Below are 25,013 nucleotides of genomic sequence, written 5' to 3' on the forward strand. Positions count from 1 at the left end.
TCCGGCGGTTCAGATGCTTCCTGAACCTCCTGAGCCGCTGGCCTGTAAGCCGTTGTGCCGTCTCAGTGGTTGCGCATTATAGACAGGCGACCCGGGAACGCAAGCAGTAATATCGACTTTTTTACTGCCTGCTTAAAGTTCGTGCGAAACGCTGTTTTTTAGCCCTGTTTAATCCGTGCTGGCAGCGCTTTCAGGCTGTCCAGTACCCAATCCGCCGCTTGCTCACCTTCAGCCGTCACCGGTTTACCGCTGCGGACCAGCACCTTTTTTCCGATCCCGGCAGCAAAAGCAGCCTGCATATCCTCAATCTTATCGCCAACCATATATGAAGCGGCCATATCAATGTTCAGATCCTGTTGAGCCGTCAGGAGCATACCCGGCTGGGGTTTGCGGCAGTCACAAGACTGTCGGAACGCTTCTACTATTGCATCCGGGTGGTGCGGACAGAAGTAGATGCCGTCCAGGTCCACTTCACGGTCAGCCAGTGACCAGTCCATCCACTCGGTAAGGTGCATAAACTGATCTTCGGTGAACATACCGCGCGCAATACCAGACTGGTTAGTCACCAGGACCAGCGCGAAGCCCATTTCCTTCAGTTCACGCAAGGCATCAATCACGCCGTCGATAAACTCAAAGTTGTCACTTTCAAAAACGTAACCGTGATCCACATTAATAGTGCCATCACGATCGAGGAAAATTGCGGGGACTTTCTCAGTCACGTAGGAACTCCTGCTTCAAAATTTGCCGTAGTGTATCGCATCATTGCGCTAAAAGAGAGAATGCCCGTTTGAATGACTTCGATTGATTTAGACGTCTGGATGCCCTACCATCCATTCAGTCCCGGTAATCAGGGATACCGTTTTTATTGAACGCCACGGATAACTCCCATCACGATAATAAATAAATCAATGATTAAACTTTCAAATATCACCAAAGTATTCCAGCAAGGGTCACGCAGCATTACCGCCCTGTCCGATGTCAGTCTGCATGTGCCTGCCGGACAAATTTATGGCGTGATCGGCGCTTCCGGTGCGGGTAAAAGCACCCTGATCCGCTGCGTCAATTTACTGGAGCGCCCTACGTCCGGCAGCGTGCTGGTTGATAACCAGGATCTCACTACGCTGTCGGAAGGGCAGCTCACCCTGGCGCGCCGCCAGATTGGCATGATTTTCCAGCACTTTAATCTGCTGAACTCGCGCACCGTTGCCGGTAATGTGGCGCTCCCGCTGGAGCTGGGTAACCTGTCGAAAGCCGAGATCAAACATCGCGTTACTGAACTGCTGGATCTGGTCGGCCTGGCTGACAAGCATGATTCATGGCCTGCCAACCTTTCCGGCGGGCAGAAACAGCGTGTGGCAATCGCCCGTGCGCTGGCCAGTAACCCGAAAGTGCTGCTGTGCGATGAAGCCACCAGCGCGCTGGATCCGGCCACTACCCGCTCCATCCTGGAGCTGCTGAAGGATATTAACCGCCGTCTGGGGATCACCATTCTGCTGATCACGCATGAGATGGATGTCGTAAAACGTATCTGTGACTGTGTTGCAGTGATCAGCAACGGACAGTTGATCGAGCAGGATACGGTGAGCGAAGTTTTCTCTCATCCGAAGACGCCGCTGGCACAGCAGTTTATCCAGTCAACGCTGCATCTGGACATTCCAGAAGATTACCTCAAGCGTCTGACGCCGGAAGCCAGTCCTACGACCGTTCCTTTATTGCGTCTGGAGTTTACCGGTCAGTCGGTCGATGCGCCGCTGTTGTCTGAGTCAGCCCGCCGCTTCAATGTGAATAACAATATTATCAGTGCGCAGATGGATTACGCCGGAGGCGTGAAGTTCGGCATTATGCTGGCTGAGATCCACGGTGACGCAGCCGACACCCAGGCTGCCATCGCCTTCCTGCAAGAACACCATGTAAAGATAGAGGTATTAGGTTATGTCTGAGGCGATGATGTGGTTAATGGGCCGCGGCATCTGGGAAACCCTGATGATGACCTTTGTCTCCGGCTTTTTCGGTTTTGTGCTTGGCCTGCCGGTCGGCGTTCTTCTGTATGTTACCCGCCCGGGGCAGATCGTGGCGAACGCAAAGCTTTACCGCGTGCTGTCAGCGGCGGTCAACATCTTCCGTTCTATCCCGTTCATTATCCTGCTGGTCTGGATGATCCCCTTCACCCGCATTATTGTCGGCACCTCGATCGGCCTGCAGGCAGCGATTGTTCCGCTTACCGTGGGTGCTGCACCTTTTATTGCGCGCATGGTAGAGAACGCCCTGCTTGAACTGCCCACCGGTTTAATTGAGGCATCACGCGCCATGGGGGCTACCCCACTACAGATCATCCGCAAGGTTCTGTTACCGGAAGCACTCCCTGGTCTGGTGAATGCCGCTACTATTACTCTGATTACCCTGGTCGGCTATTCTGCAATGGGTGGTGCTGTCGGTGCAGGTGGTCTGGGTCAGATTGGCTATCAGTATGGTTATATCGGTTATAACGCGACGGTGATGAACACGGTATTAATCCTGCTGGTTGTTTTGGTGTATTTGATTCAGTTCTGCGGCGATCGCATCGTTCGTGCGGTCAGTCACAAGTAAACACAACAGTAATTTCTCTCTATTTAAGGAAGGGATATGTCTTTTAATGTTAAAACGCTTGCCGCTGTCGGCGCGCTTATCGGTACCCTGGCACTGGCTGGCTGTGACCAGAAAGAGAAAGATCCAAACCACATTAAAGTGGGTGTGATCGTCGGGAGCGAACAGCAGGTTGCCGAGGTGGCAGCAAAAGTCGCTAAAGATAAATATGGTCTGGACGTTGAGCTGGTGACCTTCAACGATTATGTACTGCCTAACGAAGCGTTGAGCAAAGGCGACATTGATGCAAATGCCTTCCAGCACAAACCTTATCTCGATCAGCAGATCAAAGACCGTGGCTACAAGCTGGTGTCTGTCGGCAGCACGTTTGTCTATCCGATTGCCGGTTACTCTAAGAAAATCAAATCGCTGGATGAACTGCAGAACGGTGCCCAGGTCGCAATCCCTAACGATCCTACCAACCTGGGCCGTTCTCTGCTGCTGCTGCAGAAAGTGGGTCTGATCAAACTAAAAGACGGCGTTGGCCTGCTGCCAACCTCGCTGGATGTGGTTGAGAACCCGAAAAACCTGAAGCTGGTCGAGCTGGAAGCGCCACAGCTGCCACGTTCTCTGGACGATCAGCAGATCGCGCTGGCCGTCATCAACACCACCTATGCCAGTCAGATTAACCTGACACCGGCAAAAGACGGTATTTTCGTGGAAGACAAAGACTCCCCTTACGTGAACCTGATCGTCGCCCGTGAAGATAACAAAGACGCGGAAAACGTGAAGAAATTCGTCCAGGCCTATCAGTCTGATGAAGTGAATGACGCCGCGAACAAAGTGTTCAACGGTGGCGCAGTCAAAGGCTGGTAAGTTGCAACTGCGGGTGGTGCCTGCCACCCGCATTCTCATCGTCTCATTATCATACGTGCTTTAGTGCATGCTCTCCGCTTGTTATTTCTGCTCTGGCTTGGTTCAATAACGCCACTTTTACCGAACGTGAGGAATTCCCCATGCGTGTTTTACCGCTCTGTCTGTTAGCACTGTCGCTGACAGGGTGTTCGTTGCTGCCTAAACCCTATGAGCCCGTTAAACCATTTCCGCAGTCAACGCAAAACGACTCATCTCACTCTAAACCCGCAGCCCGCCCTGCTCCGGTAAAACTGTATACGGATGCAGCCGATCTGGTGAGCAAACCGTTCCGCGACCTGGGGGAAGTGTATGGTGATGATTGTCAGAGCAACGCACAGGATTCGCCACCCAATCTTGCGACAGCACGCAAACGCATGCAGATACGAGCCTCCGGCATGAAAGCAAATGCGGTACTCGTCCATAAATGTGAAATTGTTAGCGGCGCTCAGGGCTGCCTGCGTCAGGCCGTATGCCAGGGTTCTGCCCTGAAGGTCTCCAGCCAGTAACCCCCGCTTTTGTTCTGTACCGGGGGCAGTTGCGACCCCTGGTCCTGAACACCTACTGCCCCGAATCGGTGAAAGACAGCCCGCCTCAACCTATAAGATAATCCCTATATTTATCTTTGTATTCAACAAGTTATTTTATAAAAAAACCGATAGTGATAAACTCGCCACTTCAAATAACACTATACAAAGGAATTGTATAATGCGTAAATTAGCCTTTATTTTGGTATCATTAGCCCTGACTGGTTGTGCGCACACAGCAGACCAGAATGATCAAAAAAAATCCCAATCAAAACCCGAGGCAAAAAGCACTATGTCGGTTGTGACCTCTCACACCCCAGTAAAACTGCTGAGTCACCCTGACGAACTCGCGGGCAAACCTTTCCTGACATTAGGCCGGGTTACCGGTTCAGCCTGCCAGACCAGAGCCGCAGATTTTCCTACTGACATGAACATTGTGCGTCATCAGCTGCAGACCAAGGCGGCTACGCTTCACGCCAATGCTGTGCTGCTGAATAATTGTGAAATCACGGCCAGCATTGAGGGCTGCTATCGTCAGACCCTGTGCCAGGGTTCAGCCCTGAGAGTCGCCCAGTAGTGACCACATTTTCCTTCCAGCAAATCGGCAAGATTCATTCCCCGTGGAAGGAAAAGTTTGCTGTTCCCCGCCAGCCTGGCTTAATTCAGGATGGCGGCGGAGAGCTCCATTTCGATGCGCCTTATAATCATCCCGATGCGGTACGTGGCCTGGAAGCCTTCAGCCACCTGTGGCTGCTGTTTATCTTCCACCAGACGATGGAAGGCGGCTGGCGTCCAACGGTACGTCCCCCACGTTTAGGCGGTAATGCGCGTATGGGGGTCTTCGCCACCCGTTCAACCTTCCGTCCTAACCCGGTCGGGATGTCTCTGGTGGAACTGAAAGGAATTCGCTATGAGCGACAGCAGGTCATCCTCGAATTGGGCAGCCTTGACCTGGTTGACGGTACCCCTGTCGTTGATATCAAACCCTACCTGCCGTTTGCCGAAGCATTACCTGACGCACGCGCCGGTTTTGCCCAGCAGGCCCCTGTTGCCGATATGCCGGTGAGCTTTAGCCCCCATGCACGGATGCAGCTGATGCAGCACCAGCAGCGCTTTCCCCATCTTGAACGTTTTATTCATCAGGTTCTCGCCCAGGATCCGCGCCCTGCCTATCGCAAAGGCGAAGAGCCCGAGCGTGAATATGCTGCATGGCTGCTGGATTTCAACGTCCGCTGGCGTGTTATCCACCCAGGCACAGAAGTTATCGCCATCGACCCGCGTTAATTTCTCCCGGCACCTTTTGACTCTCCTGTCACACTGATACACTAGCGTCCACGTTTTTTTGGCTCTCTTTCCGTTCATATGGAATCGTAACTCATGCGTACTACTCAATATTTGCTCTCCACTCTGAAGGAGACACCTGCCGATGCCGAAGTGATCAGCCACCAGCTGATGCTGCGCGCTGGCATGATCCGTAAACTGGCATCCGGTCTTTATACCTGGCTGCCAACCGGTTTACGCGTGCTCAAAAAAGTTGAAAACATCGTGCGCGAAGAGATGAACAACGCCGGTGCGATTGAGATCTCTATGCCGGTTGTTCAGCCGGCAGATTTGTGGCAGGAGAGTGGCCGTTGGGAGCAGTACGGGCCGGAGCTGCTGCGCTTCGTTGACCGTGGTGAGCGCCCTTTTGTTCTGGGTCCGACGCATGAAGAGGTGATCACTGACCTGATCCGTAACGAACTCAGCTCTTACAAGCAGTTGCCGATAAATCTGTTCCAGATCCAGACCAAATTCCGTGATGAAGTGCGCCCGCGTTTCGGCGTCATGCGTTCGCGTGAATTCATCATGAAAGATGCCTACTCGTTCCACACCACCCAGGAATCCCTGCAGGAAACCTATGAGGCGATGTATCGCGCCTACAGCCAGAGTTTCACCCGCATGGGCCTCGACTTCCGCGCTGTTGATGCGGATACCGGCTCTATCGGCGGCAGTGCCTCACACGAGTTCCAGGTTCTGGCACAGAGCGGTGAAGACGATGTGGTGTTCTCTACCGAGTCTGACTACGCCGCTAATATTGAAAAAGCGGAAGCGGTCGCACCGGCCGGTGGCCGTGCGGCTGCCACCCAGCCAATGGAGCAGTTCGCAACGCCCGATGCGAAAACCATTGCTGAGCTGGTCGAACAATATGGCCTGCCTGTTGAAAAAACCGTCAAAACCCTGATGGTACACGCAACCAAAGAGAGCGGTCATAGCCTTGTTGCCCTGCTGGTGCGTGGCGATCACGAGCTGAACGAAATCAAAGCAGAGCATCTTGATATCGTTGCCTCACCGCTGACCTTTGCAACCGAAGACGAGATCCGCACGCTGGTGAACGCCGGTCCTGGCTCCCTCGGCCCGGTCGGGCTGAATATGCCCATCATCGCAGACCGCAGCGTTGCGGCGATGAATGACTTTAGCGCCGGTGCCAATGTTGACGGGCAGCATCTTAAAGGCATTAACTGGGAGCGCGATCTGCCGCTGCCGCGCGTCGCGGATATCCGCAACGTGGTTGAAGGCGATGCCAGCCCGGATGGAAAAGGCACGCTGCTGATCAAGCGCGGTATTGAAGTCGGTCATATCTTCCAGCTCGGCACCAAGTACTCTGAAGCGATGAAAGCGTCCGTACAGGGTGAAGATGGCCGTAATCAGATTATGACCATGGGCTGCTACGGGATTGGTATTACCCGCATCGTGGCGGCAGCGATTGAGCAGAACCATGACGAGCGTGGGATCATCTGGTCACCGGCGCTGGCACCTTTCCAGGTGGCGATTCTGCCGATGAACATGCAGAAGTCTTTCCGCGTGAAAGAACTGGCTGAAGAGTTGTATGCCACCCTGCGCGCCAGAGGCATTGACGTTATCCTCGACGACCGTAAAGAGCGCCCTGGCGTGATGTTTGCCGATATGGAACTGATTGGCGTGCCGCACAGCATCGTGATCGGCGACCGCAACCTCGACAGCGAAGAAGTGGAATACAAATCGCGTCGTAGCGGTGAGAAGCGCATGATCAAAACCAACGAAATCGTTGATTTCCTGGTGAGTGAACTGGCGGTTTAACCCGCTGACGCAGGCCGGAAAGACGGGCTGAGGTTACCGTTTCACTGATAAAAAAAGCCACCGCATGCGGTGGCTTTTTCATTTTAGGGTTGAACGACGTTTGCCTGCTCATGCAGCGCCCGCACCGTCTGGTGCCGCTGCCAGTAGTAACCCAGGGCATTTTTAAACCCTTCTATTTCCTTATTCAGGCCCGGCAGTGGGATCTCACTGCGCTTTTTGCCCTGTGCATTGGGTTGCACATGTTGCAGATACAACACTTCTTTCGTGAACCGTTTGATAACATTGATATTCTTGATGTTATCCCACGGCAGCAGTTCAGCCGTCTGCGGTTTAACAATGCCCAGATAAGTCAGTTCTATCGTACTGCCGTCTTTCAGCGTCCACGAGACCGGCGGGAAGTACTTAACAACCAGCGCCGTCTCCTCTTCCCCTTCAGGCTGATAGCGCCATGCCAGGCTCTCTTCATGTGCCGACGAGAAATCACGCTCGTATTTCTGCCACAGTTGCTGTTCTATTTCCGCTGCCACTGGCATCAGATCGACCCAGCTCTCTGCCGGCAACTCCGCCGCAATGGCAGCATAACCGGTTTCGTCAACGGTATAGCCCACGTTGTGCATACGGTCCGCCAGCGGTGGGTGTGAATCAAACGGGTGCGGCACGTTTGACTGACGCATCATACCGATAAAGTCAGGCGAGCTGACGTGCTGTGGCAGGCCCTGGGCAATCGCTTTACTGATCCCCAGCTCATTTTCATGCAGGGTTTTATTATCAAATAGCGTTTGCTCAACTTCGCTGCGGTAGCTGGCATACGCAGAAATCTTAATCAGTGACTCAACAATCGCGGCGGGGGTTACCAGGGTGGCAGCATTGCGGTCGGCAATGAACTCACGCTCACGGCTGTTACGCTGCCATGCCAGTTCAAACAGCATGCGATACAGGCAGAGAGGATAGTAAACCATCACGGTGGAGATATCGTTGCGCATCAAATGGATGTATTGATCGAAACGGTGCAGTTTGGGCCCCAGTAAGGCACCCGATGCGGTATCCCCCTCATGCAGGTGCGTGAGCTCATGCACCATCACCCCGTCGGCCTGCGAGGTGGTTAGCTGACGCAGCAAGGGGATACTGACGTAGAGCTTGCGGCCCTTCAGCATCTGCTGGTTGACGCTTAACGGTGCTTCAGTTACGTAAAAGTTAGTATCGATACCCGCAATAATATGGTCGGGGGGTGCCGTCCCTACCCGGGAAGCCAGCGCATCAATACGGGACCACAGCGCGGGTGCCGCGTCACGGGTTACGACTTCACCTTCAACATCGTCTTCTGCCGGCAGCTTTTTAAAGATGCCTTTGATCATATAAAACATCGCGGCCAGCACCAACAGCCCCATCGCCATGACCAGCTTCGGATAATAGGTTTGAGTAAAGAAAGCCGTTCCCCAGAAAGAAAGCCAGACCAGCATCCCACCCTGAACCAGCACTTCCAGCGCGCTCGTCAGCATCAGGAAGGGACGAGCCAGCTTCAGGCTTTGCAGCTGTCCCTGACGGTTTTTAAAGGCCAGCATGGTGAACAGGACGATCATCAGCAGAATGACAACGCCACCAGCCAGGGTCCAGAAAGCGACTTTGTCCATCATCCAGAACTGCCAGAGTTCTGACTTTTCTGCACAGACCGCATTCTGATAGTCGCGGAGATCGTCCGGCACCGCACCACAAACGCTGGAAGGCGGGTTCTGTTGCAGGAATTCCGTCAGTTTATTCACATCCTGACTCTGACTGCGCGCATCATCAATAAAGATTTGACTATATTCCTGATCGAGCTGACGCGTGCCGTATTCAGCAAATACCAGCGTAATAGCGGGGATCAGGAAAAGCGTCACTAAAACCCATAGGAATACTTTCGCATACCCTTTTTTCAATGCCATTAATTCGTTCAAAATAATTAACCCGCAAACTGTGTGTGAGAAGACAAAGCTGCTTATATCAGGCAATACCTAAAGGGGAATCTACCGACATTAATGGAAATGGCGTGAGATCCGTCTCTGGCGTGCGTCAGCTATAGAGTGTTAATAAGGTGGTAATACAGGCGTATAAGACGATATTTCAACAAAGTGAACAAGAGGTTAACGGCTTTTTAGGATTATTTACCTGAATTATTCTCTTTTTTCCTGTTGCGGAGATAAATATATTCTGTAAAAGCATTTTTAATTTGACTTAATTCCTACAAAGCCCCTTAAAGGGGCTTTTTTATTATATTCGCGTATTGTTACGTGCCCGTTTTATTTGCCGTCAGACGCCATGCGTGTGAACTTTTCATCGCCATTCCGCGACCGGCAATGGCTTCCAGGCCATTCTCAATCGGGCGAAAACGCAGTTTCTCGCCGTTAATAGCGACCAGCGTCAGCGTATCTGCGGTGCGGGCCCACTGGCCATACTGCGCGCTGCGCAGGGTATGCTCCCCTGTTGCACGCTGCTCCAGGACATAGCTGCCATCGGTGGCCAAAAACAGCGAGGACTCGCTGTCCTCACAGGCGGGTCCACACGGTAGCAGGCCGGTGTAACTCTGCTGCATGGGCTCCAGCGGCGTGGGTTGCTGTGCGTTCTGCCGGTTATGGCAGCCCAGCAGCCCTCCCAAAGCCAGAGTGGCAAATAATGTGAGAACAACTGCTTTCATGGTCGCTCCTGCATAAATAGATAACGATTCAGTCGCCGCGAACTTTACCGCGCAGCGATTTGGTTGAGGCTTTACGGGCTTTACCTTCCAGCCGGCGTTTTTTTGAAGCCATCGTCGGACGCGTAGCGCGGCGGGTTTTCTCTACCACGGTTAACTCCTGAATCAGGTTTTCCAACCGTTTGAGTGCCGCTTCGCGGTTCATCTCCTGGCTGCGATACTCCTGGGCCTTGATAATCACGATACCTTCCGGGGTAATCAGATGATGGCTGACCGCCATCATCCGCTCCTGATAAAACAGTGGCAGGCTGGATGCGCGAATATCAAAACGCAAATGGATCGCCGTCGAGCTTTTATTCACGTTCTGGCCACCGTTACCCTGCGCTCTGATCGCGGTGATTTCGATTTCGGCATCTGGAATAGTGACGCTACGTGACAATACAATCATACCCTTTTTCCTGCCTCCAGCCATGAATCAAACTGAATTTCCAGATGACTGCTGTCATCGGACAGCCAGATGGTGCCGTCCTGAATGGTGGCCTGCAACGTCATGGATCGTGAGGCCAGCTTAATCAGGGCACTGAGCTGTTCATCATTCAGGTAACGTATCGTCAGGTTATCATGCTGAGACAGCTTGCTCTGATGTTGCTGCCACCACGGCTGTGCGGCTCGCCAGTTATAGGTATACAACCAGACGTGCTGAGAACGGCTACAGGCTTTCTTGATCCTGCGCTCATCCGGCAAACCGAGGTCAATCCACACGTCAATACCGCCGTGATCGTTCAACTGCCAGATTTCAGGTTCGTCTTCTGCACTTAGTCCGCGGGTGAAGGTCAGGCGCTCATGCGCATGAACCAGCCAGGCCAGCAGGCGCAGCATCATGCGCTCTTCCGTTTCCGAAGGGTGACGGGCCAGCGTCAGCGTCTGGTCAATAAACACGTTACGGTCCATGTCTGCGACGTTAACCGTGGCTTTATAAATTGTTGCTTTCAGTGCCATAAGGATCCTTATCTCAGTTGCCCGCTATTGTAACCTGATGATGCAGCAAATCACCCGCTCACAGGCTGATTTCCCGTAAATGGCTGTGCTATAGTCGGATAATCGCCAGAGAAAACTCTGAAGGGGGTGCATGTGCAAAAGTATTGTGAATTAGTTCGCCGGAAATATGCCGAAATCGGCAGTGGCGATCTGGGATACGTGCCTGACGCACTCGCGTGCGTGTTGAAAGCACTTGATGAGGTAGCGGGCAATCCTGAGCTACACTCTTCCATCAGGGAAAAGGCAGCCTTTGCTGCCGCAAACTTATTGGTGAGCGACTATGTTGACGAAAGATGAAGCCTACAGACCGATCAACTGCGATGACTATGACAACCTGGAACTCGCCTGCCAGAATAACTGGATGCTGACACTGGCGTTAAAAGACGGTGAGCAGCTCAAGGCCAAAGCCAAAGATATGGTGTCGCGTAAGAACGTTGAGTACCTGAGCATTGAGATTGCCGGGGAAAATCGCCATCTGCGCCTTGACCATATCGCCAGCTTCAGCCACCCGGATCTCGGCACCGTGGTGGTCAGCGAATCAGACTAGTCACTTCCTGCCAGGCGGATCGCCGATCCGCCTTCCCTCTCAGGGTTTCAGCCCCGCATAGTACGCCGCCAGATCCTCAATGTCCTGATCGCTCAGTCCCGCCACAAAAGCTTTCATCACCTCTGCCTGTCCGCCGCTGCGGCCGCCGCTTTTGTACGCCTGTAGCGCCTGCGCCAGATAGGGTTGATGCTGCCCGGCAAGATTGGGGTAGATTGGGGCTGCAGCTTTTCCTTCCGCGCCGTGGCAGGCAAGACAACGGCCCGCTTTCTCCTGTCCGGCACTGCTGTTGCCCGCTGCCAGCACAGGCGCACTACCGATCAGCAGCAAAGCCGCTATGTTTCTGACGTAGTTCATTGCACTCTCTCGTCCTGTTTTATCGACACCAGTCCACTGACCAGCCGTTATCGGGGCTATCCGGGGCACCCTCGCGGGTGACAAAAACCCCCGCAGCCGCCATCAGGCGCTCGCCATAAAAAATCAGCGGCGTACGCTCACGCGCCCAGGGAGGAACAGCCAGTTCATGCCAGAGTTTTTTTAACGGCCGGCTGCCTGCCCGGCCGACAATATGAAACGCCCCCTGCGCCTTAAAACGCACGCTGACCGGTTCGTCCGGCTGCGGAAGGCGCAGTGTTACCGTCTCGCCGACCGGCCGCAGCAGCCCAAGACCTTCCGGCAAAACGAGTGGGCATGAGATATCTGTCCATGTCAGCCGGACTGCTGCCAGCGACGGCATCAGCGGCAGCCAGTAAAGGCGGTGGCGATAGCGACGCACCTCATACCCGCCCAGCCGGAGGCGCGGTTCAGCATCCTCACGGCTACAGGCCACTTCCTGCCAGAGACGGCGCAGGGCATCACGCGACGGCATACTGCCCTGATGACAGGCAATCCAGCGCCGCAACAGCGCAAAGCGCCGGGGCTCACTCATCTCAAGCAACGGGGCAACTGGCAACGTACCGGTGGAATCCATTAGCGATGACAGTGACTCCGCCAGCAGTTCGTCCAGTAACTGCTCCTGCTCACCGCACAGCGAGGCGCTGCGGGCAACGGCGTGGGAAAAATGTGGCCAGCGGGCATTCAGTAACGGCATGACTTGCAGGCGCAAAAAATTGCGGTCATAGCGCGGGTCGGCGTTACTTTCATCCTCAATCCACGTCAGGCGGTGTTCCTGCGCCCAGTCTTCCAGCTGCAGGCGACCGAACGACAGCAGCGGCCGCAGGTGGCGATGCTGCCCCATCTGGCGGTGTGCTGGCATGGCGGCCAGACCCGCCGGACCGCTACCCCGCTTCAGTGCCAGCAACAGGGTTTCACTCTGGTCATCCTGGTGCTGGGCAGTTAACAGCGTTTCTCCCGCCTGAAGCTGTTGACTGAAAACCTGATAGCGTGCGCCGCGTGCCGCGGCCTCAATCCCGCCGTGGCGCGTATCGACCGTAACATGGCAGACCACCAGCGGCACCTGCCACTGCAGGCACTGTTGCCGGCAGTGGGCCACCCAGTCATCCGCACGCGGGCTGAGTCCGTGATGGATATGCACCGCCCGCAGCTGCAAGGCAGGACGCTGGCGTCGTAACAGCACCAGCTGATGCAACAGCACGCTGGAGTCCAGCCCGCCGCTGTAAGCCAGCAGCACGCTGTGCTCGTTAACCAGTTGGGCTTCAAGATGGGCAATCGATGACATGGTCATTCCAGAATACAGGGGAGGCTATTATAACCCCATCAATCCTGATATATCTCCAGCGGCAGTCCATCCGGATCGTTAAAGAAGGTAAAAAGTTTGCCGGTGAGCGGATCGATACGCACCGCTTCACAGCGCACGCCCTGGTCTTCCAGAGACTGCTTCGCGGCCTCAACGTCATCGACACTGAAGGCAAGATGGCGCAAACCGCAGGCTTCCGGCTGGGTAGGACGCGCCGGTGGCTGGGGAAATGAGAACAGCTCAATCACATACTCACCGTTCAGCGTCAGATCGCCCTTCCAGGAGTCACGCTCTGCGCGATACACCTCTCCCATCAGGCCGAAACCCAGAATATCGCAGTAAAACGCCTTACTCACCGCATAGTCGCGGGCGATGATCGCTACGTGATGGATTTTTTTTAACTGTAATGCTGACATACTGGCTCCTGATTAATCAATGCCTGACGACCCTACCCGTCAGGCACCAGAGCAGCAAGGGTAAAATTCTGGATCTCCGGCTACATTCCGACGTCATTTTTCAGCACACGCACGCGATACTGGCCTTCGTCCGTCAGCGTGGTGCCGTGAATATCAGTTTCGAACCCCGGATAATGCTTACCAATGGCACACAGCATCAGCAGAAAATCGAGCACCGCCCGGCTCTCTTCGGTGATCATCTCACCGGGCATCACCACCGGCACACCAGGAGGGTACGGCAGGATCATATTGGCGGAGATGCGCCCGACCAGCGCAGAGATATCCACCGTTTCGATATTGCCCTTTACCTGCTGCTGGAACATCTGGTGCGGCGTCAGTTTCATCTCCGGCAGCGTGGCAAACGCCTTCAGCATCAGACGCGGCAGATCGTGCTGACGGATCAGCGTGTGGATCCCCTGGGCCAGATCCTGAATACGCATATTGCGATAGAAGTCAGGATCTTCCGCATACAGATCCGGCAGCATGTTTTTGACCCGCAGATTAAGATCGTAGGATCGCTTAAATTCGGTCAGACCGCGCAGTACGCTCATCGCTTTGGTTTTATCAATGCCGATGCTGAACAGGAACAGCAGGTTGTAGGGCCCGGTTTTCTCCACCACCACACCGCGCTCATCGAGGAATTTCGCCACCAGCGCTGCAGGTATCCCCTCTTCGGCCATGTCGCCCAGCTCACTCATCCCCGGTGTCAGGATGGTCACTTTGATCGGATCAAGGTACATATGATCGGCATCCGCATCGCGGAAGCCGTGCCACTCCTCTTCACCGGGCTGGATCGGCCAGCATTCCGGCTCATCCACGCCTTCCGGCTGCCAGATGTCAAAGAACCAGCCTTCTGACTCTTCGCGCAGGCGCTGGACTTCGCGACGAAAATGCAGGGCCCGCTCCACCGAACGGTTAATCAGGCGCTTACCCGGATTACCCCGCAGCATCGCCGCCGCCGTCTCGATGGAAGCGACGATGGCATAGTTGGGCGACGTGGTGGTGTGCATCATATAGGCTTCATTAAAGGTCTGTTCGTCGTAATCCCCTTTAATATGGATCAGTGAGGCCTGAGAAAATGCCGCCAGCAGTTTATGGGTAGACTGGGTTTCATAGATGACCTTGCCCGGCGTTCGCTCCCCGCTCATGCCGCTCAGCCCCTGATAGATAGGGTGGAAGTTGGTATAGGGCACCCAGGCAGAATCAAAGTGAATGGACGGCACGTCCAGTGTCTCTTTGATATAACGGGTATTGTACAGCAGCCCGTCATAGGTGGAGTTGGTGATCACCGCATGGACCGGCCAGCTGGCACGCGGCGTCTGTGCCACCTTCAGCGCAATACTCTCTTTCGTAAATTCGCGCTTCGGGATACCGCCGAGAATACCGAGTGCATTCCGCGTGGGTTTTAACCAGATGGGGATGATATCGCTCATCATCAGTAGATGAGTTAATGACTTATGACAGTTACGATCCACCAGCATCGTACTGCCCGACGGGGCGGCATACATCCCGACGATCTTATTCGACGTGGAGGTACCGTTGGTGACCATATAACTCTGCTCGGCACCAAACGTGCGTGCGACATACTCTTCCGCTTCGAGATGTGGGCCGGTATGGTCCAGCAACGATCCCAGTTCAGTGACGGATATCGAGATATCGGCCTTCAGGGTATTAGCCCCGAAAAAGTCGTAAAACAGACTGCCCACCGGGCTTTTCTGAAACGCCGTGCCCGCCATATGCCCGGGGGTACAGAAGGTATATTTTCCCTCTTTAACGTAGGTAAACAGGGCTTTGGTCAGCGGAGGCGTGATGGTATCGATATATTCGTCAGTATAATGACGGATGCGCTGGGCGATCTCTTCCGCTGCGTTCAGGGCGTATTCGAAGAACCAGATGGTCATGCGCATTTCATTAATGCTGACGTCCATCGTTGAGTGGGTGTTAATAAAGGCATAAAGCGGAAGATATTCGTTTAACTGGTTAATTTCACAGCACAGCTCCAGACTGTGTTCATCCCAGTCAAACACCACGCCGCAGATGCGCGGGTTGTGTTCAATCAGCTTCAGCAGGTCGCTGGCGTCGTGCGGATAAATGGTCTGAAAACCCTGGCTTTTTAAGGTAGTGTCCAGCTCACGGATGGGTTCATCTTTATAAAAGGCGTTATGCGGTCCCATGATCGCGATAATATTCAATGTGGTCTCCTGGTCTGTTTGCTCCAGTGTGTAAGCATAGTGGACGCAAAACAAAAAGGGCCAGACGATGTCTGACCCTTTGGGTAACGAATGGTGAACAATCAGGCGTAGCCGTAGCTCATCAGACGCTGATAGCGGCGATCGAGCAGCTCTTCTTTAGAAAACGTATCCAGATCGGCCAGATCGGCCAGCAGCTGGGCCTTCATCGATACGCCGATTGCCAGCGGATTACGATGCGCGCCGCCCAGAGGTTCCGGGATGACGGTATCAATCAGCTTAAGCTCTTTCAGACGCGGTGCAATGATGCCCATCGCTTCGGCGGCCAGCGGCGCTTTGTCGGCGCTTTTCCACAGAATCGACGCACAACCTTCTGGTGAGATCACCGAGTAGGTACTGTACTGCAGCATATTCACTTTATCGCCAACGCCGATAGCCAGTGCACCACCGGATCCCCCTTCACCGATCACGGTGCAGATGACCGGCACGGTGAGTCCAGACATCTCACGCAGGTTACGGGCGATAGCTTCAGACTGACCGCGCTCTTCCGCACCGACGCCAGGGTAAGCACCCGGGGTGTCAATAAAGGTGATGATCGGCATATTAAAACGCTCGGCCATCTCCATCAGGCGCAGTGCTTTACGGTAGCCTTCAGGCGCAGGCATGCCGAAGTTACGACGGATTTTCTCTTTGGTTTCACGCCCTTTCTGATGACCAATAATCATCACCGGACGCCCCTCCAGACGCGCGGTGCCACCGACGATAGCTTTATCGTCGGCATAGGCACGGTCGCCCGCCAGCTCGTCAAAGTCCGTGAACACATTGCGAACATAGTCCAGCGTATACGGGCGCAGCGGATGACGCGCAAGCTGCGCAATCTGCCAGGCACCTAAATCTGAGAAGATTTTACGGGTCAGCTCAACGCTTTTATCGCGCAGACGCTGAATCTCTTCATCCAGATTAATATCCAGTTTTTCATCCTGACGGCCAACCGACTTGAGCGAATCAATCTTCGCTTCAAGTTCTGCGATTGGCTGTTCGAAATCCAGGTAATTAAGACTCATAATAATCCTGTTTTAGTCAAACTCCAGTTCCACCTGCTCCGATCCTATCAACGATCGCAGATCGTTCAGCAAACGATCGCTCGGCGACACGCGCCAGGTTGCACCGAAGCGCAACTTCGCCCGCGCATCCTCTCTCTGATAGTAGAGATGTACCGGAATTGTCCCCGAACGATGGGGTTCCAGGGATTGACGGAGACGGTTCAAAAGCTGGTCATCAATTTGCCTGTCCGTCAGCGAGATAGCAAGCCCGCGTGCATATTTTTCACGTGCTTCATCAATGTCCATCATATCGCGGGCCATCATTTTAAGCCCGCCGTTGAAGTCATCGAAGCTGACCTGCCCACTGACGATCAGGATACGGTCCTTCTCCAGCATATGCTGGAACTTATCTAACGCATCTGTAAACAACATCACTTCCAGACGACCAGAACGGTCATCCAGCGTGCAGATGCCAATACGGTTGCCGCGTTTTGTTACCATCACACGGGCCGCCACCACCAGACCGGCTGCCGTGGTCATCTTACCACGCTCGGTCGGGTGCATGTCTTTCAGGCGCAGTCCACCGACATAGCGCTCAATTTCTTTCAGGTACTGGTTGATTGGATGACCCGTTAAGTAAAGCCCTAACGTTTCCCTTTCGCCATCCAGCTGGATCTGTTCCGGCCAGGGAGTGACATCCGAGTAGGACTTCTCCACCTGTTCCGGGGCTTCAGCCAGCACGCCAAACATATCGGCCTGACCGATGGCTTCCGCTTTCGCATGCTGATCGGCCGCTTTCAGTGCATCCGGTAGCGCACTCATCAGTGCCGCACGGTGCGGGCCCAGGCGATCAAAGGCACCGGACATAATCAGCTTTTCCAGCACCCGCTTATTCAGCTTCTTCGTATCTGTTCGGGCGCACAGGTCAAACAGTTCGCGGAAGTAACCGCCTTCATTACGGGCTTCAATAATCGCTTCGATTGGGCCTTCACCCACGCCCTTGATCGCGCCAATGCCGTAAACGATTTCACCCGCATCGTTAACGTGGAACTGATACTGCCCGGAGTTGATATCCGGTGGCAGCACTTTCAGTCCCATCCGCCAGCACTCATCGACCAGGCCAACTACTTTCTCAGTATTATCCATATCAGCGGTCATGACCGCCGCCATAAATTCAGCCGGATAGTGTGCCTTCAGCCACAGCGTCTGGTAGGAAACCAGCGCATAGGCGGCGGAGTGAGACTTGTTAAACCCGTAACCAGCGAACTTCTCCACCAGGTCAAAAATTTTAATTGCCAGCTCACCGTCGATGCCGCGCGATTTCGCGCCGTCTTCAAAGCCGCCGCGCTGCTTGGCCATCTCGACCGGGTTCTTTTTACCCATTGCACGACGCAGCATATCGGCACCGCCGAGGCTGTATCCCGCCAGCACCTGGGCTATCTGCATCACCTGTTCCTGATAGAGGATGATGCCATAGGTCGGTTCCAGCACAGGCTTCAGTGACTCATGCTGCCACTGAATATCCGGATAGGAGATCTCTTCACGCCCGTGTTTACGGTCAATAAAGTTATCCACCATGCCGGACTGCAGCGGGCCGGGGCGGAACAGGGCGACCAGTGCGATCATATCCTCAAAGCAGTCTGGCTTCAGGCGTTTGATCAGGTCTTTCATGCCGCGTGATTCAAGCTGGAAGACCGCAGTAGTCTCCGAGCGTTGCAGCATATCGAAACTTTTTTTATCTTCAAGCGGAATTGCCGCGATATCGATCGGTGGCTCACCCTGCTTTTCGCGGCGGGCGTTAATCATCGCCAGCGCCCAGTCAATGATCGTCAGGGTGCGCAGGCCCAGGAAGTCAAACTTCACCAGGCCGGCATATTCCACGTCGTTCTTATCAAACTGCGTAACCGGATGGTTGCCATTTTCGTCGCAGTACAGCGGCGCGAAGTCGGTAATTTTGGTCGGCGCGATGACCACGCCCCCGGCGTGTTTACCGGCGTTACGCGTCACCCCTTCCAGGATGCGCGCCATATCAATCAGCGCCTTAACTTCTTCATCTGCTTCATAAATTTCAGGCAGCTGAGGTTCGGCGGCAAAGGCCTTTTCCAGCGTCATCCCCGGGTCGGGCGGCACCAGTTTAGAGATGCGATCGACAAAACCATAAGGATGGCCAAGCACGCGCCCTACGTCGCGGATCACTGCTTTGGCGGCCATCGTACCGAAGGTAATGATCTGCGATACGGCCTGACGGCCATACATTTCTGCCACGTGCTCAATCACCAGATCGCGTTTTTCCATGCAGAAATCGACGTCGAAGTCAGGCATTGAAACACGTTCAGGGTTGAGGAATCGTTCAAACAGCAGATCGAATTCCAGCGGGTCGAGGTCAGTGATTTTCAACGCATAGGCCACCAGCGAGCCCGCACCCGATCCACGTCCCGGGCCCACCGGGACATCGTTATCCTTCGACCACTGGATGAATTCCATCACGATCAGAAAGTAACCAGGGAACCCCATCTGGTTAATCACCGTCAATTCAATGTCCAGACGTTCGTCATATTCACCGCGGCGCTCGGCGCGAACCTGCTCGTCCGGGAACAGGAACGCCAGACGTTCCTCAAGTCCTTCTTTTGATTTTGCCACCAGAAAATCTTCTGTGGTCATCTCACCGGTGGGGAACTGAGGCAGGAAATACTCACCCAGACGGATGGTGACGTTGCAACGACGGGCAATTTCCACGCTATTTTCCAGCGCTTCCGGAATGTCCGAGAACAGCTCGCACATCTCCTCTTCACTGCGCATGTACTGCTGCGGGCTGTAGTTGCGGGGACGTTTAGGATCGTCGAGGGTAAAGCCGTCGTGAATGGCAACGCGAATTTCATGAGCGTCAAATTCCGTTTCCGTCAGGAAACAGACTTCGTTAGTGGCCACCACCGGCACGCCCTGCGCGATCGCCAGCTCTACCGCCGCGTGGAGATACGTCTCTTCATCCTGACGGCCCGTACGGATCAGCTCAAGGTAGTAGCGATCGGGAAAATGGTGCTGATAAAAGGCCAGACACTCGATCACCTGCGCCGTGTTACCGCGCAGCAGCATTTTGCCAACATCGCCACGCCGCCCACCGGACAGCAGAATGATGCCCTGCTGATGTTCCACCAGCCAGTCACGATCGATTGTCGGGCCTGCGGGACCATAACCCCGCTGGTAAGCGCGGGAAATCAGCAGCGTCAGGTTTTGATAGCCTTCGTTATCGGCGGCCAGTACGGTGATTTGAGACAGCTCATCACCCATGGCTTCGCTGCTGACGTTGAAATCGGCACCGATAATGGGCTTGATACCCTGACTGTGAGCGGTACCGTAGAATTTCACCAGCCCGCACAGATTCGTGAAGTCAGTGATGCCGATGGCCGGCATCCCCATTTTTGCCGCGTTTTTCACCAACGGGCCAGTTTTCGCTAGCCCATCGATCATGGAGTAGTCACTGTGAACGCGTAAATGAATAAAACGAGGTTCGGCCATCTGAGATTCCGTTAAAACCAGGGATAAAAATTACAGCGTACGAACAACCGTTGCGCTGACGTCGGCATCCAGCAGCGCGTTACGCACAGGAACAAAACTGCGACGGTGCAGTGGCGTCGCGCCAAACCGGGCCAGTTTTTCCATATGCAGAGCGGTCGGGTAACCTTTGTGCTGGGCAAAGCCATATTCAGGGTAAAGCCGGTCCAGCTCGGTCATTTCACGGTCGCGCGTCACTTTCGCAACGATCGACGCGGCACTGATCTCACGCACCAGGCTATCGCCTTTAACCACGGCCTGACTGGGCATGGCCAGGACCGGGCAGCGGTTGCCATCTATCAGCACAAAGTCCGGCGTCAGATGCAGTCCTGCCACGGCACGCTGCATCGCCAGCATGGTGGCGTGAAGGATATTAAGCTGGTCGATTTCCTCCGGTTCAGCGCGTCCCAGGCTCCAGCTTAACGCTTTCTCGGTGATCTCATCAAACAGCGCCAGACGGCGTTTTTCCGACAGCTTTTTAGAGTCGGCAAGGCCGGCAATCGGCCGGGCCGGATCGAGGATCACCGCTGCCGTAACCACCGCGCCTACCAGGGGGCCACGCCCCACTTCATCCACACCGGCTATTAGCGTGGCGTTGGGATAGATAAATTCATTCATGGACACAGCTCCAGTACAGCCGCAGCAGCCTGCTCATCGGCGTTCCAGCGGATCTGATGATGCAGTTCAGCAAAGGTCGCCAGCAGCGCATCGCGGGTTTTACCTGCAGCCAGCAACGGCTCCAGCGCGGCGGCCAGCCGGTCAGGCTGACACTCATCCTGCAGCAGCTCTTTCACCAGCTCACGTCCCGCCAGCAGGTTAGGCAGCGAGACATACTCCGTTTTGACCAGGCGCTTCGCCAGCCAGAAGGTGAACGGCTTCATACGGTAGCCAACCACCATAGGGCATTTTGCCAGCATACACTCCAGCGCGGCGGTACCGGACGCCAGCAGTGCGGCATCGCTGGCCACCATGGCGGCCCGCCCTTTCCCATCCAGCAGGTGCATGATCAAATCAGGAGCCACTTCGGCTTTAATTTTCTCAAACTGTTCGCGACGGCGCGGGTTAACCAGCGGCACGACAATTTCCAGCGCCGGGTATTTAGCCCGTAATAATACCGCTGTTCGCAGGAAATCGGCACTCAGCATTTCTACTTCGGCCCCGCGGCTGCCAGGGAGCAGCGCCAGACACAGTGCGTCCGGGGCAATACCGAGCTCACGCCGTGCCGCCTGTTTATCCGGTTCAATCGGCATGGCATCGGCCATCGTATGGCCAATAAAGCGGCACGGCACGTTGAAACGATCGTAAAAGGCTTTTTCAAACGGCAGGAAGGCCAGCACCAGGTCCGTCGAGCGGCCAATCTTAAACACGCGCTTCTGCCGCCATGCCCAGACGGAGGGGCTGACGTAGTGGATCGTGCGGATGCCCTGCTGTTTCAGCTTACCTTCAAGGGTGATATTAAAATCTGGTGCATCAATGCCGACAAAGACATCGGGCCTGAGCGTAGTAAAGCGGCGGGTGAGGTCACGGCGGATATGCAACAGGCGACGCAAGCGGCCCAGCACCTCAACGATGCCCATCACCGCCAGCTCTTCCATTTCGTACCAGGCTTCACAGCCTTCGGCCTGCATCAGCGGTCCCGCCACGCCGACAAAACGGGCGTCAGGATGCTTTTCTTTCAGCGCACGGATAAGACCGGCACCAAGAATATCGCCGGAGGTTTCTCCGGCGACAAGGGCAATCGTTAAGGGATGCTTTGGCATGAGTTAACGAATCAGACCCCTTGTAGAACGGGCAAAGAAGTCGTAAAACGGCTGCACTTCCGGATGTGCCTGGGCGATCTCAGCGATCTCCGGTTTCACTTCGTCCAGCGTTTTCCCACTGCGGTACAACAGTTTGTACGCCGCGGTAATCGCATGGAGCGCATCTTTGCTGAAACCACGACGCTTCAGCCCGACCAGGTTGATACCAAACGGTGTCGCGTGGTTACCCTGAGCAATCACGTAAGGAGGAACATCCTGCGCGACACCCGAACAGCCACCCACCATGACATGAGCACCGATAATGCAGAACTGGTGCACCGCCGTCATACCACCAATAATCGCATGGTCGTCAACGGTAACATGACCGGCCAGGGTGGCGTTATTCGCCAGAATGCAGTGGCTTCCCACAACACAGTCGTGCGCAACGTGAGCGTTGACCATCAGAAGATTGTCATCACCCACTTTCGTCAACCCACCGGACTGCGCCGTACCACGATGGATAGTGACGCTTTCACGGATACGGTTACGGTCGCCGATCTCAACTCGTGTCGGTTCACCAGCGTATTTCAGATCCTGATTCGCTTCACCAATTGAAGCAAACTGGTAGATGGTATTGTCTTTACCAATAACGGTATGACCATTGACCACTACGTGAGACTTCAGAACCGTGCCTTCGCCGATCGAAACGTTTGCACCCACCGTGCAAAACGGACCAATCTGGACACCAGCGCCAATCACGGCGCCTTCTTCTACGATCGAGCTGGGGTGAATTACGGCGGTGCTATCAATCACGAATTAAGCCTCCCGGCTGCGAGCACACATCATCGTTGCTTCGCAGACAATTTTACCGTCTACGGTGGCCACACCTTTAAAGCGCGTCACACCACGGCGGGTTTTCTCGAAAGTGACTTCCATGATCATTTGGTCGCCAGGCACAACCGGACGCTTGAAGCGCGCATCGTCGATGCCGGCAAAGTAGTACAGCTCGCCCGGCTCAAGTTTCCCAACGCTTTTAAACGCCAGAATACCCGTAGCCTGTGCCATTGCTTCCAGAATCAGCACACCGGGGAAAATCGGTTTACCAGGGAAGTGGCCCTGGAAAAACGGTTCGTTAACCGAGACGTTTTTTACCGCACGCAGAAACTTGTTTTCTTCAAACTCAATCACGCGGTCAACCAGCAAAAACGGGTAACGGTGCGGTAAAAGTTCAATAATCTCTTCAATCTTCAGAGTATGAGTTTCAGTAGTCAAAATACTCTTCCTGTCCTAAAAATTCTGATGGCATCAATGACACGGCCCGCAACGATCATCCAATCGTCTGCAGGCCGCAAATTATATCTGTACGCTTACGCTTCCGCCTATTCTATTTATGAAAGCGGCGCAGCTTGGTGTTAACGTGCTTAGTCGTCTTTACCGACCTTGCGTTCGATGGCTTTTAAGCGCTTGCTTATTTCATCGATGTTCATCACCAGGGCTGCCGTTTTGCGCCAGGTTTTATTGGGCTGTAGCGGAATCCCGGAAGAGTATACTCCAGGTTCAGTGATTGGCCTCATCACCATTCCCATCCCTGTGACGGTAACTTTGTCACATATTTCCATATGACCATTAATCACGCTGGCACCACCAATCATGCAGTAGCGACCAATTTTCAGACTACCAGCCATGATAACACCACCGGCCACCGCGGTATTGTCGCCAATCACCACGTTGTGTGCAATCTGGCACTGGTTATCTATGATAACACCATTCCCTATATGGGTGTTATCAAGAGCACCGCGATCGATGGTGGTACAAGCACCAATCTCTACACGATCGCCGATAATCACCGTACCCAACTGTGGAATTTTCACCCAGTTACCGCGATCGTTAGCGTATCCGAAGCCATCAGAACCAATCACCGTGCCTGACTGAATCAGACAGTCAGCGCCGATTTCAATTTCATGGTAGACAGACACATTGGCCCAGAGACGCGTTCCGGCACCAATTTTGGTTCTTTTCCCGATAAAACATCCCGGGCCGATCACCACGTTGTCACCAAGGACCACGTCAGATTCGATCACCGCGTTGGCACCGATCGAAACGTGCTGACCTAGCTGCGCGCTGGGGTCGATCACCGCGCCAGGAGCGATATGGTTAGCCGGTTGCGGGGTAGTGTCCAGCAACTGGGCCATACGGGCGTAGGTCAGATACGGGTTTTTAACCACCAGCGCTGCGCCAGGGAAAAATTCCAGATCCGCTTCAGTGAGCACCACGGCTGAAGCCTGACAGGCTGCGAGCTGCTCGCGGTAACGGCTGTTTGATAGAAACGTGATCTGACCAGGTTGGGCGGATTGCATAGAAGCAATGCCGGAGATGGCGATATCGCCATCTCCGTGCAATTCTGCATCCAACTGCTGGGCTAAATCAGCCAGTCGAATTGAAGACATGACTTATTTAACCTGTTTCAGAACATCAGCAGTGATGTCTTTAGATTTAGCAGCATAGGCAACCGCGTTCTGGTCAATAACGACGTCGTAACCTTCGCTATCAGCCACTTTCTGCACGGCGTCCTGAATGCGGCTCAGGATTTTGTTACGCTCTTCCATCTGACGACGGCGATTGTCCTGCTCGAAAGCCTGCGCTTTGGTTGAGAACGCTTCACGCTGAGCCATCACGTCTTTTTCCATGCGGCTACGTTCAGACGCCTTCATGGTAGAGCCGTCACGCTGCAGACGCTGCATTTTGGTTTGCAGATCGCGTTCCATACCCTGCAACTCAGTTGCACGGCCTTTGAACTCGTTCTCCAGTTGTTTCGCAACGGTCGCACGCGCTGGTAACTGTTGGAAAATGCTGGAAACGTTCACCACTGCAATTTTATCAGCAGCCTGAGCACCAGCGGAAACCGCCAGAGCAATACCCAGACCTGCGGCACACAACAACTTTTTCACTATAAAACTCCTTACCATCAACGTTTGTGTCACGGACACATAGG

General features: G+C 54.4%; 26 protein-coding genes. 9 read left to right on the top strand and 17 right to left on the bottom strand.

Annotated features, from left to right (window positions below):
- Positions 1-158 precede the first annotated feature (158 nt).
- Positions 159-719: a D-glycero-beta-D-manno-heptose 1,7-bisphosphate 7-phosphatase gene (gene gmhB, locus IFU29_RS11515; RefSeq protein WP_191934062.1), complete on the bottom strand. Its 561-nt coding sequence runs from the start codon at positions 717-719 to the stop codon at positions 159-161.
- A 189-nt stretch (positions 720-908) separates the two neighbouring features.
- Here gmhB and metN point away from each other — a divergent pair, with 189 nt between their 5' ends.
- The 7 genes from metN (at position 909) to proS (ending at position 7,097) form a co-directional block, all read left to right on the top strand.
- Positions 909-1,940, top strand: coding sequence for a methionine ABC transporter ATP-binding protein MetN (metN, locus tag IFU29_RS11520; RefSeq protein WP_191934063.1), 1,032 nt, complete (start codon positions 909-911; stop codon positions 1,938-1,940).
- Positions 1,933-2,586: a methionine ABC transporter permease MetI gene (locus IFU29_RS11525; RefSeq protein WP_062747046.1), complete on the top strand. Its 654-nt coding sequence runs from the start codon at positions 1,933-1,935 to the stop codon at positions 2,584-2,586. Before metN ends, IFU29_RS11525 begins: the two co-directional genes overlap by 8 nt.
- A gap of 36 nt (positions 2,587-2,622) precedes the next feature.
- A complete protein-coding gene (locus IFU29_RS11530) occupies positions 2,623-3,438 on the top strand; it encodes a MetQ/NlpA family lipoprotein (RefSeq protein ID WP_062747048.1) in 816 nt (271 codons plus the stop codon).
- Between the two features lie 140 nt (positions 3,439-3,578).
- Positions 3,579-3,983: an Rcs stress response system protein RcsF gene (gene rcsF / locus IFU29_RS11535; RefSeq protein WP_191934064.1), complete on the top strand. Its 405-nt coding sequence runs from the start codon at positions 3,579-3,581 to the stop codon at positions 3,981-3,983.
- 199 nt (positions 3,984-4,182) lie between these two features.
- A complete protein-coding gene (gene rcsF, locus IFU29_RS11540; RefSeq protein WP_191934065.1) occupies positions 4,183-4,578 on the top strand; it encodes an Rcs stress response system protein RcsF in 396 nt (131 codons plus the stop codon).
- Positions 4,578-5,285 (top strand): tRNA (N6-threonylcarbamoyladenosine(37)-N6)-methyltransferase TrmO, encoded by a 708-nt coding sequence (gene tsaA / locus IFU29_RS11545; RefSeq protein WP_191934066.1) that lies wholly within the window; start codon positions 4,578-4,580, stop codon positions 5,283-5,285. Before rcsF (IFU29_RS11540) ends, tsaA begins: the two co-directional genes overlap by 1 nt.
- 93 nt (positions 5,286-5,378) lie before the next feature.
- Positions 5,379-7,097, top strand: coding sequence for a proline--tRNA ligase (gene proS / locus IFU29_RS11550; RefSeq protein ID WP_191934067.1), 1,719 nt, complete (start codon positions 5,379-5,381; stop codon positions 7,095-7,097).
- An 83-nt stretch (positions 7,098-7,180) separates the two neighbouring features.
- Here the strand turns inward: proS and IFU29_RS11555 are convergent, their stop codons facing one another.
- The 4 genes from IFU29_RS11555 to IFU29_RS11570 form a co-directional block, all read right to left on the bottom strand.
- Positions 7,181-9,019, bottom strand: coding sequence for a M48 family metallopeptidase (locus tag IFU29_RS11555; protein WP_191934366.1), 1,839 nt, complete (start codon positions 9,017-9,019; stop codon positions 7,181-7,183).
- 341 nt (positions 9,020-9,360) lie between these two features.
- Positions 9,361-9,768, bottom strand: a complete 408-nt coding sequence (locus IFU29_RS11560) for a copper resistance protein NlpE N-terminal domain-containing protein (protein ID WP_191934068.1) — start codon at positions 9,766-9,768, stop codon at positions 9,361-9,363.
- A gap of 28 nt (positions 9,769-9,796) precedes the next feature.
- On the bottom strand, positions 9,797-10,213 hold the full coding sequence (gene arfB / locus IFU29_RS11565; RefSeq protein WP_191934069.1) for an alternative ribosome rescue aminoacyl-tRNA hydrolase ArfB: 417 nt from the start codon (positions 10,211-10,213) through the stop codon (positions 9,797-9,799).
- Entirely contained in the window at positions 10,210-10,764 is a 555-nt protein-coding gene (locus tag IFU29_RS11570; protein ID WP_191934070.1) for a YaeQ family protein, read from the bottom strand. The genes arfB and IFU29_RS11570 overlap by 4 nt, the downstream gene beginning before the upstream one ends.
- Positions 10,765-10,896: 132 nt before the next feature.
- Here IFU29_RS11570 and IFU29_RS11575 point away from each other — a divergent pair, with 132 nt between their 5' ends.
- Together IFU29_RS11575 and rof are read left to right on the top strand one after the other, a co-directional pair.
- Positions 10,897-11,100, top strand: a complete 204-nt coding sequence (locus tag IFU29_RS11575) for a YaeP family protein (RefSeq protein ID WP_062747067.1) — start codon at positions 10,897-10,899, stop codon at positions 11,098-11,100.
- The gene (gene rof / locus IFU29_RS11580) at positions 11,084-11,350 is read left to right on the top strand and encodes a Rho-binding antiterminator (RefSeq protein ID WP_191934071.1); all 267 of its coding nucleotides are present in this window, start codon (positions 11,084-11,086) and stop codon (positions 11,348-11,350) included. Before IFU29_RS11575 ends, rof begins: the two co-directional genes overlap by 17 nt.
- A 39-nt stretch (positions 11,351-11,389) precedes the next feature.
- On the opposite strand, the gene IFU29_RS11585 is transcribed toward rof, so the two are convergent.
- The 12 genes from IFU29_RS11585 to skp form a co-directional block, all read right to left on the bottom strand.
- Positions 11,390-11,704 (bottom strand): c-type cytochrome, encoded by a 315-nt coding sequence (locus IFU29_RS11585; RefSeq protein ID WP_191934072.1) that lies wholly within the window; start codon positions 11,702-11,704, stop codon positions 11,390-11,392.
- A gap of 19 nt (positions 11,705-11,723) precedes the next feature.
- Positions 11,724-13,025, bottom strand: a complete 1,302-nt coding sequence (tilS, locus tag IFU29_RS11590; protein ID WP_191934073.1) for a tRNA lysidine(34) synthetase TilS — start codon at positions 13,023-13,025, stop codon at positions 11,724-11,726.
- Between the two features lie 38 nt (positions 13,026-13,063).
- Positions 13,064-13,459 carry a VOC family protein gene (locus IFU29_RS11595; protein WP_191934074.1) on the bottom strand — a complete coding sequence of 132 codons (396 nt, stop codon included), beginning with the start codon at positions 13,457-13,459 and terminating at the stop codon, positions 13,064-13,066.
- 80 nt (positions 13,460-13,539) lie between these two features.
- Complete coding sequence (locus IFU29_RS11600) at positions 13,540-15,690, bottom strand: lysine decarboxylase LdcC (protein ID WP_191934075.1); 2,151 nt, start codon at positions 15,688-15,690, stop codon at positions 13,540-13,542.
- A 101-nt stretch (positions 15,691-15,791) separates the two neighbouring features.
- Positions 15,792-16,751, bottom strand: a complete 960-nt coding sequence (gene accA / locus IFU29_RS11605; protein ID WP_191934076.1) for an acetyl-CoA carboxylase carboxyl transferase subunit alpha — start codon at positions 16,749-16,751, stop codon at positions 15,792-15,794.
- A 12-nt stretch (positions 16,752-16,763) separates the two neighbouring features.
- The gene (dnaE, locus tag IFU29_RS11610; RefSeq protein ID WP_191934077.1) at positions 16,764-20,246 is read right to left on the bottom strand and encodes a DNA polymerase III subunit alpha; all 3,483 of its coding nucleotides are present in this window, start codon (positions 20,244-20,246) and stop codon (positions 16,764-16,766) included.
- 30 nt (positions 20,247-20,276) lie between these two features.
- On the bottom strand, positions 20,277-20,900 hold the full coding sequence (gene rnhB, locus IFU29_RS11615) for a ribonuclease HII (protein WP_191934078.1): 624 nt from the start codon (positions 20,898-20,900) through the stop codon (positions 20,277-20,279).
- Positions 20,897-22,042 (bottom strand): lipid-A-disaccharide synthase, encoded by a 1,146-nt coding sequence (gene lpxB, locus IFU29_RS11620; protein WP_191934079.1) that lies wholly within the window; start codon positions 22,040-22,042, stop codon positions 20,897-20,899. The genes rnhB and lpxB overlap by 4 nt, the downstream gene beginning before the upstream one ends.
- A 3-nt stretch (positions 22,043-22,045) precedes the next feature.
- Complete coding sequence (gene lpxA, locus IFU29_RS11625; protein ID WP_191934080.1) at positions 22,046-22,834, bottom strand: acyl-ACP--UDP-N-acetylglucosamine O-acyltransferase; 789 nt, start codon at positions 22,832-22,834, stop codon at positions 22,046-22,048.
- 3 nt (positions 22,835-22,837) lie between these two features.
- Positions 22,838-23,293: a 3-hydroxyacyl-ACP dehydratase FabZ gene (gene fabZ / locus IFU29_RS11630; protein WP_062747091.1), complete on the bottom strand. Its 456-nt coding sequence runs from the start codon at positions 23,291-23,293 to the stop codon at positions 22,838-22,840.
- Positions 23,294-23,442: 149 nt separating this feature from the next.
- Entirely contained in the window at positions 23,443-24,468 is a 1,026-nt protein-coding gene (lpxD, locus tag IFU29_RS11635) for a UDP-3-O-(3-hydroxymyristoyl)glucosamine N-acyltransferase (protein WP_191934081.1), read from the bottom strand.
- 3 nt (positions 24,469-24,471) lie between these two features.
- Entirely contained in the window at positions 24,472-24,969 is a 498-nt protein-coding gene (gene skp / locus IFU29_RS11640) for a molecular chaperone Skp (protein WP_062747096.1), read from the bottom strand.
- Between the last annotated feature and the right edge of the window lie 44 nt (positions 24,970-25,013).

Source organism: Erwinia persicina (genome assembly GCF_014838825.1).
Taxonomy (GTDB): Bacteria; Pseudomonadota; Gammaproteobacteria; order Enterobacterales; family Enterobacteriaceae; genus Erwinia; species Erwinia persicina_A.

Excerpts from the sequence above, each read along its gene's own strand:
- metN (WP_191934063.1), top strand. The coding sequence starts at position 909 with ATGATTAAACTTTCAAATATCACCAAAGTATTCCAGCAAGGGTCACGC.
- IFU29_RS11525 (WP_062747046.1), top strand. The coding sequence starts at position 1,933 with ATGTCTGAGGCGATGATGTGGTTAATGGGCCGCGGCATCTGGGAAACC.
- IFU29_RS11530 (WP_062747048.1), top strand. The coding sequence starts at position 2,623 with ATGTCTTTTAATGTTAAAACGCTTGCCGCTGTCGGCGCGCTTATCGGT.
- rcsF (WP_191934064.1), top strand. The coding sequence starts at position 3,579 with ATGCGTGTTTTACCGCTCTGTCTGTTAGCACTGTCGCTGACAGGGTGT.
- rcsF (WP_191934065.1), top strand. The coding sequence starts at position 4,183 with ATGCGTAAATTAGCCTTTATTTTGGTATCATTAGCCCTGACTGGTTGT.
- proS (WP_191934067.1), top strand. The coding sequence starts at position 5,379 with ATGCGTACTACTCAATATTTGCTCTCCACTCTGAAGGAGACACCTGCC.
- IFU29_RS11555 (WP_191934366.1), bottom strand. The coding sequence starts at position 9,019 with ATGGCATTGAAAAAAGGGTATGCGAAAGTATTCCTATGGGTTTTAGTG.
- IFU29_RS11560 (WP_191934068.1), bottom strand. The coding sequence starts at position 9,768 with ATGAAAGCAGTTGTTCTCACATTATTTGCCACTCTGGCTTTGGGAGGG.
- arfB (WP_191934069.1), bottom strand. The coding sequence starts at position 10,213 with ATGATTGTATTGTCACGTAGCGTCACTATTCCAGATGCCGAAATCGAA.
- IFU29_RS11570 (WP_191934070.1), bottom strand. The coding sequence starts at position 10,764 with ATGGCACTGAAAGCAACAATTTATAAAGCCACGGTTAACGTCGCAGAC.
- rof (WP_191934071.1), top strand. The coding sequence starts at position 11,084 with ATGTTGACGAAAGATGAAGCCTACAGACCGATCAACTGCGATGACTAT.
- IFU29_RS11585 (WP_191934072.1), bottom strand. The coding sequence starts at position 11,704 with ATGAACTACGTCAGAAACATAGCGGCTTTGCTGCTGATCGGTAGTGCG.
- tilS (WP_191934073.1), bottom strand. The coding sequence starts at position 13,025 with ATGTCATCGATTGCCCATCTTGAAGCCCAACTGGTTAACGAGCACAGC.
- IFU29_RS11595 (WP_191934074.1), bottom strand. The coding sequence starts at position 13,459 with ATGTCAGCATTACAGTTAAAAAAAATCCATCACGTAGCGATCATCGCC.
- accA (WP_191934076.1), bottom strand. The coding sequence starts at position 16,751 with ATGAGTCTTAATTACCTGGATTTCGAACAGCCAATCGCAGAACTTGAA.
- dnaE (WP_191934077.1), bottom strand. The coding sequence starts at position 20,246 with ATGGCCGAACCTCGTTTTATTCATTTACGCGTTCACAGTGACTACTCC.
- rnhB (WP_191934078.1), bottom strand. The coding sequence starts at position 20,900 with ATGAATGAATTTATCTATCCCAACGCCACGCTAATAGCCGGTGTGGAT.
- lpxB (WP_191934079.1), bottom strand. The coding sequence starts at position 22,042 with ATGCCAAAGCATCCCTTAACGATTGCCCTTGTCGCCGGAGAAACCTCC.
- lpxD (WP_191934081.1), bottom strand. The coding sequence starts at position 24,468 with ATGTCTTCAATTCGACTGGCTGATTTAGCCCAGCAGTTGGATGCAGAA.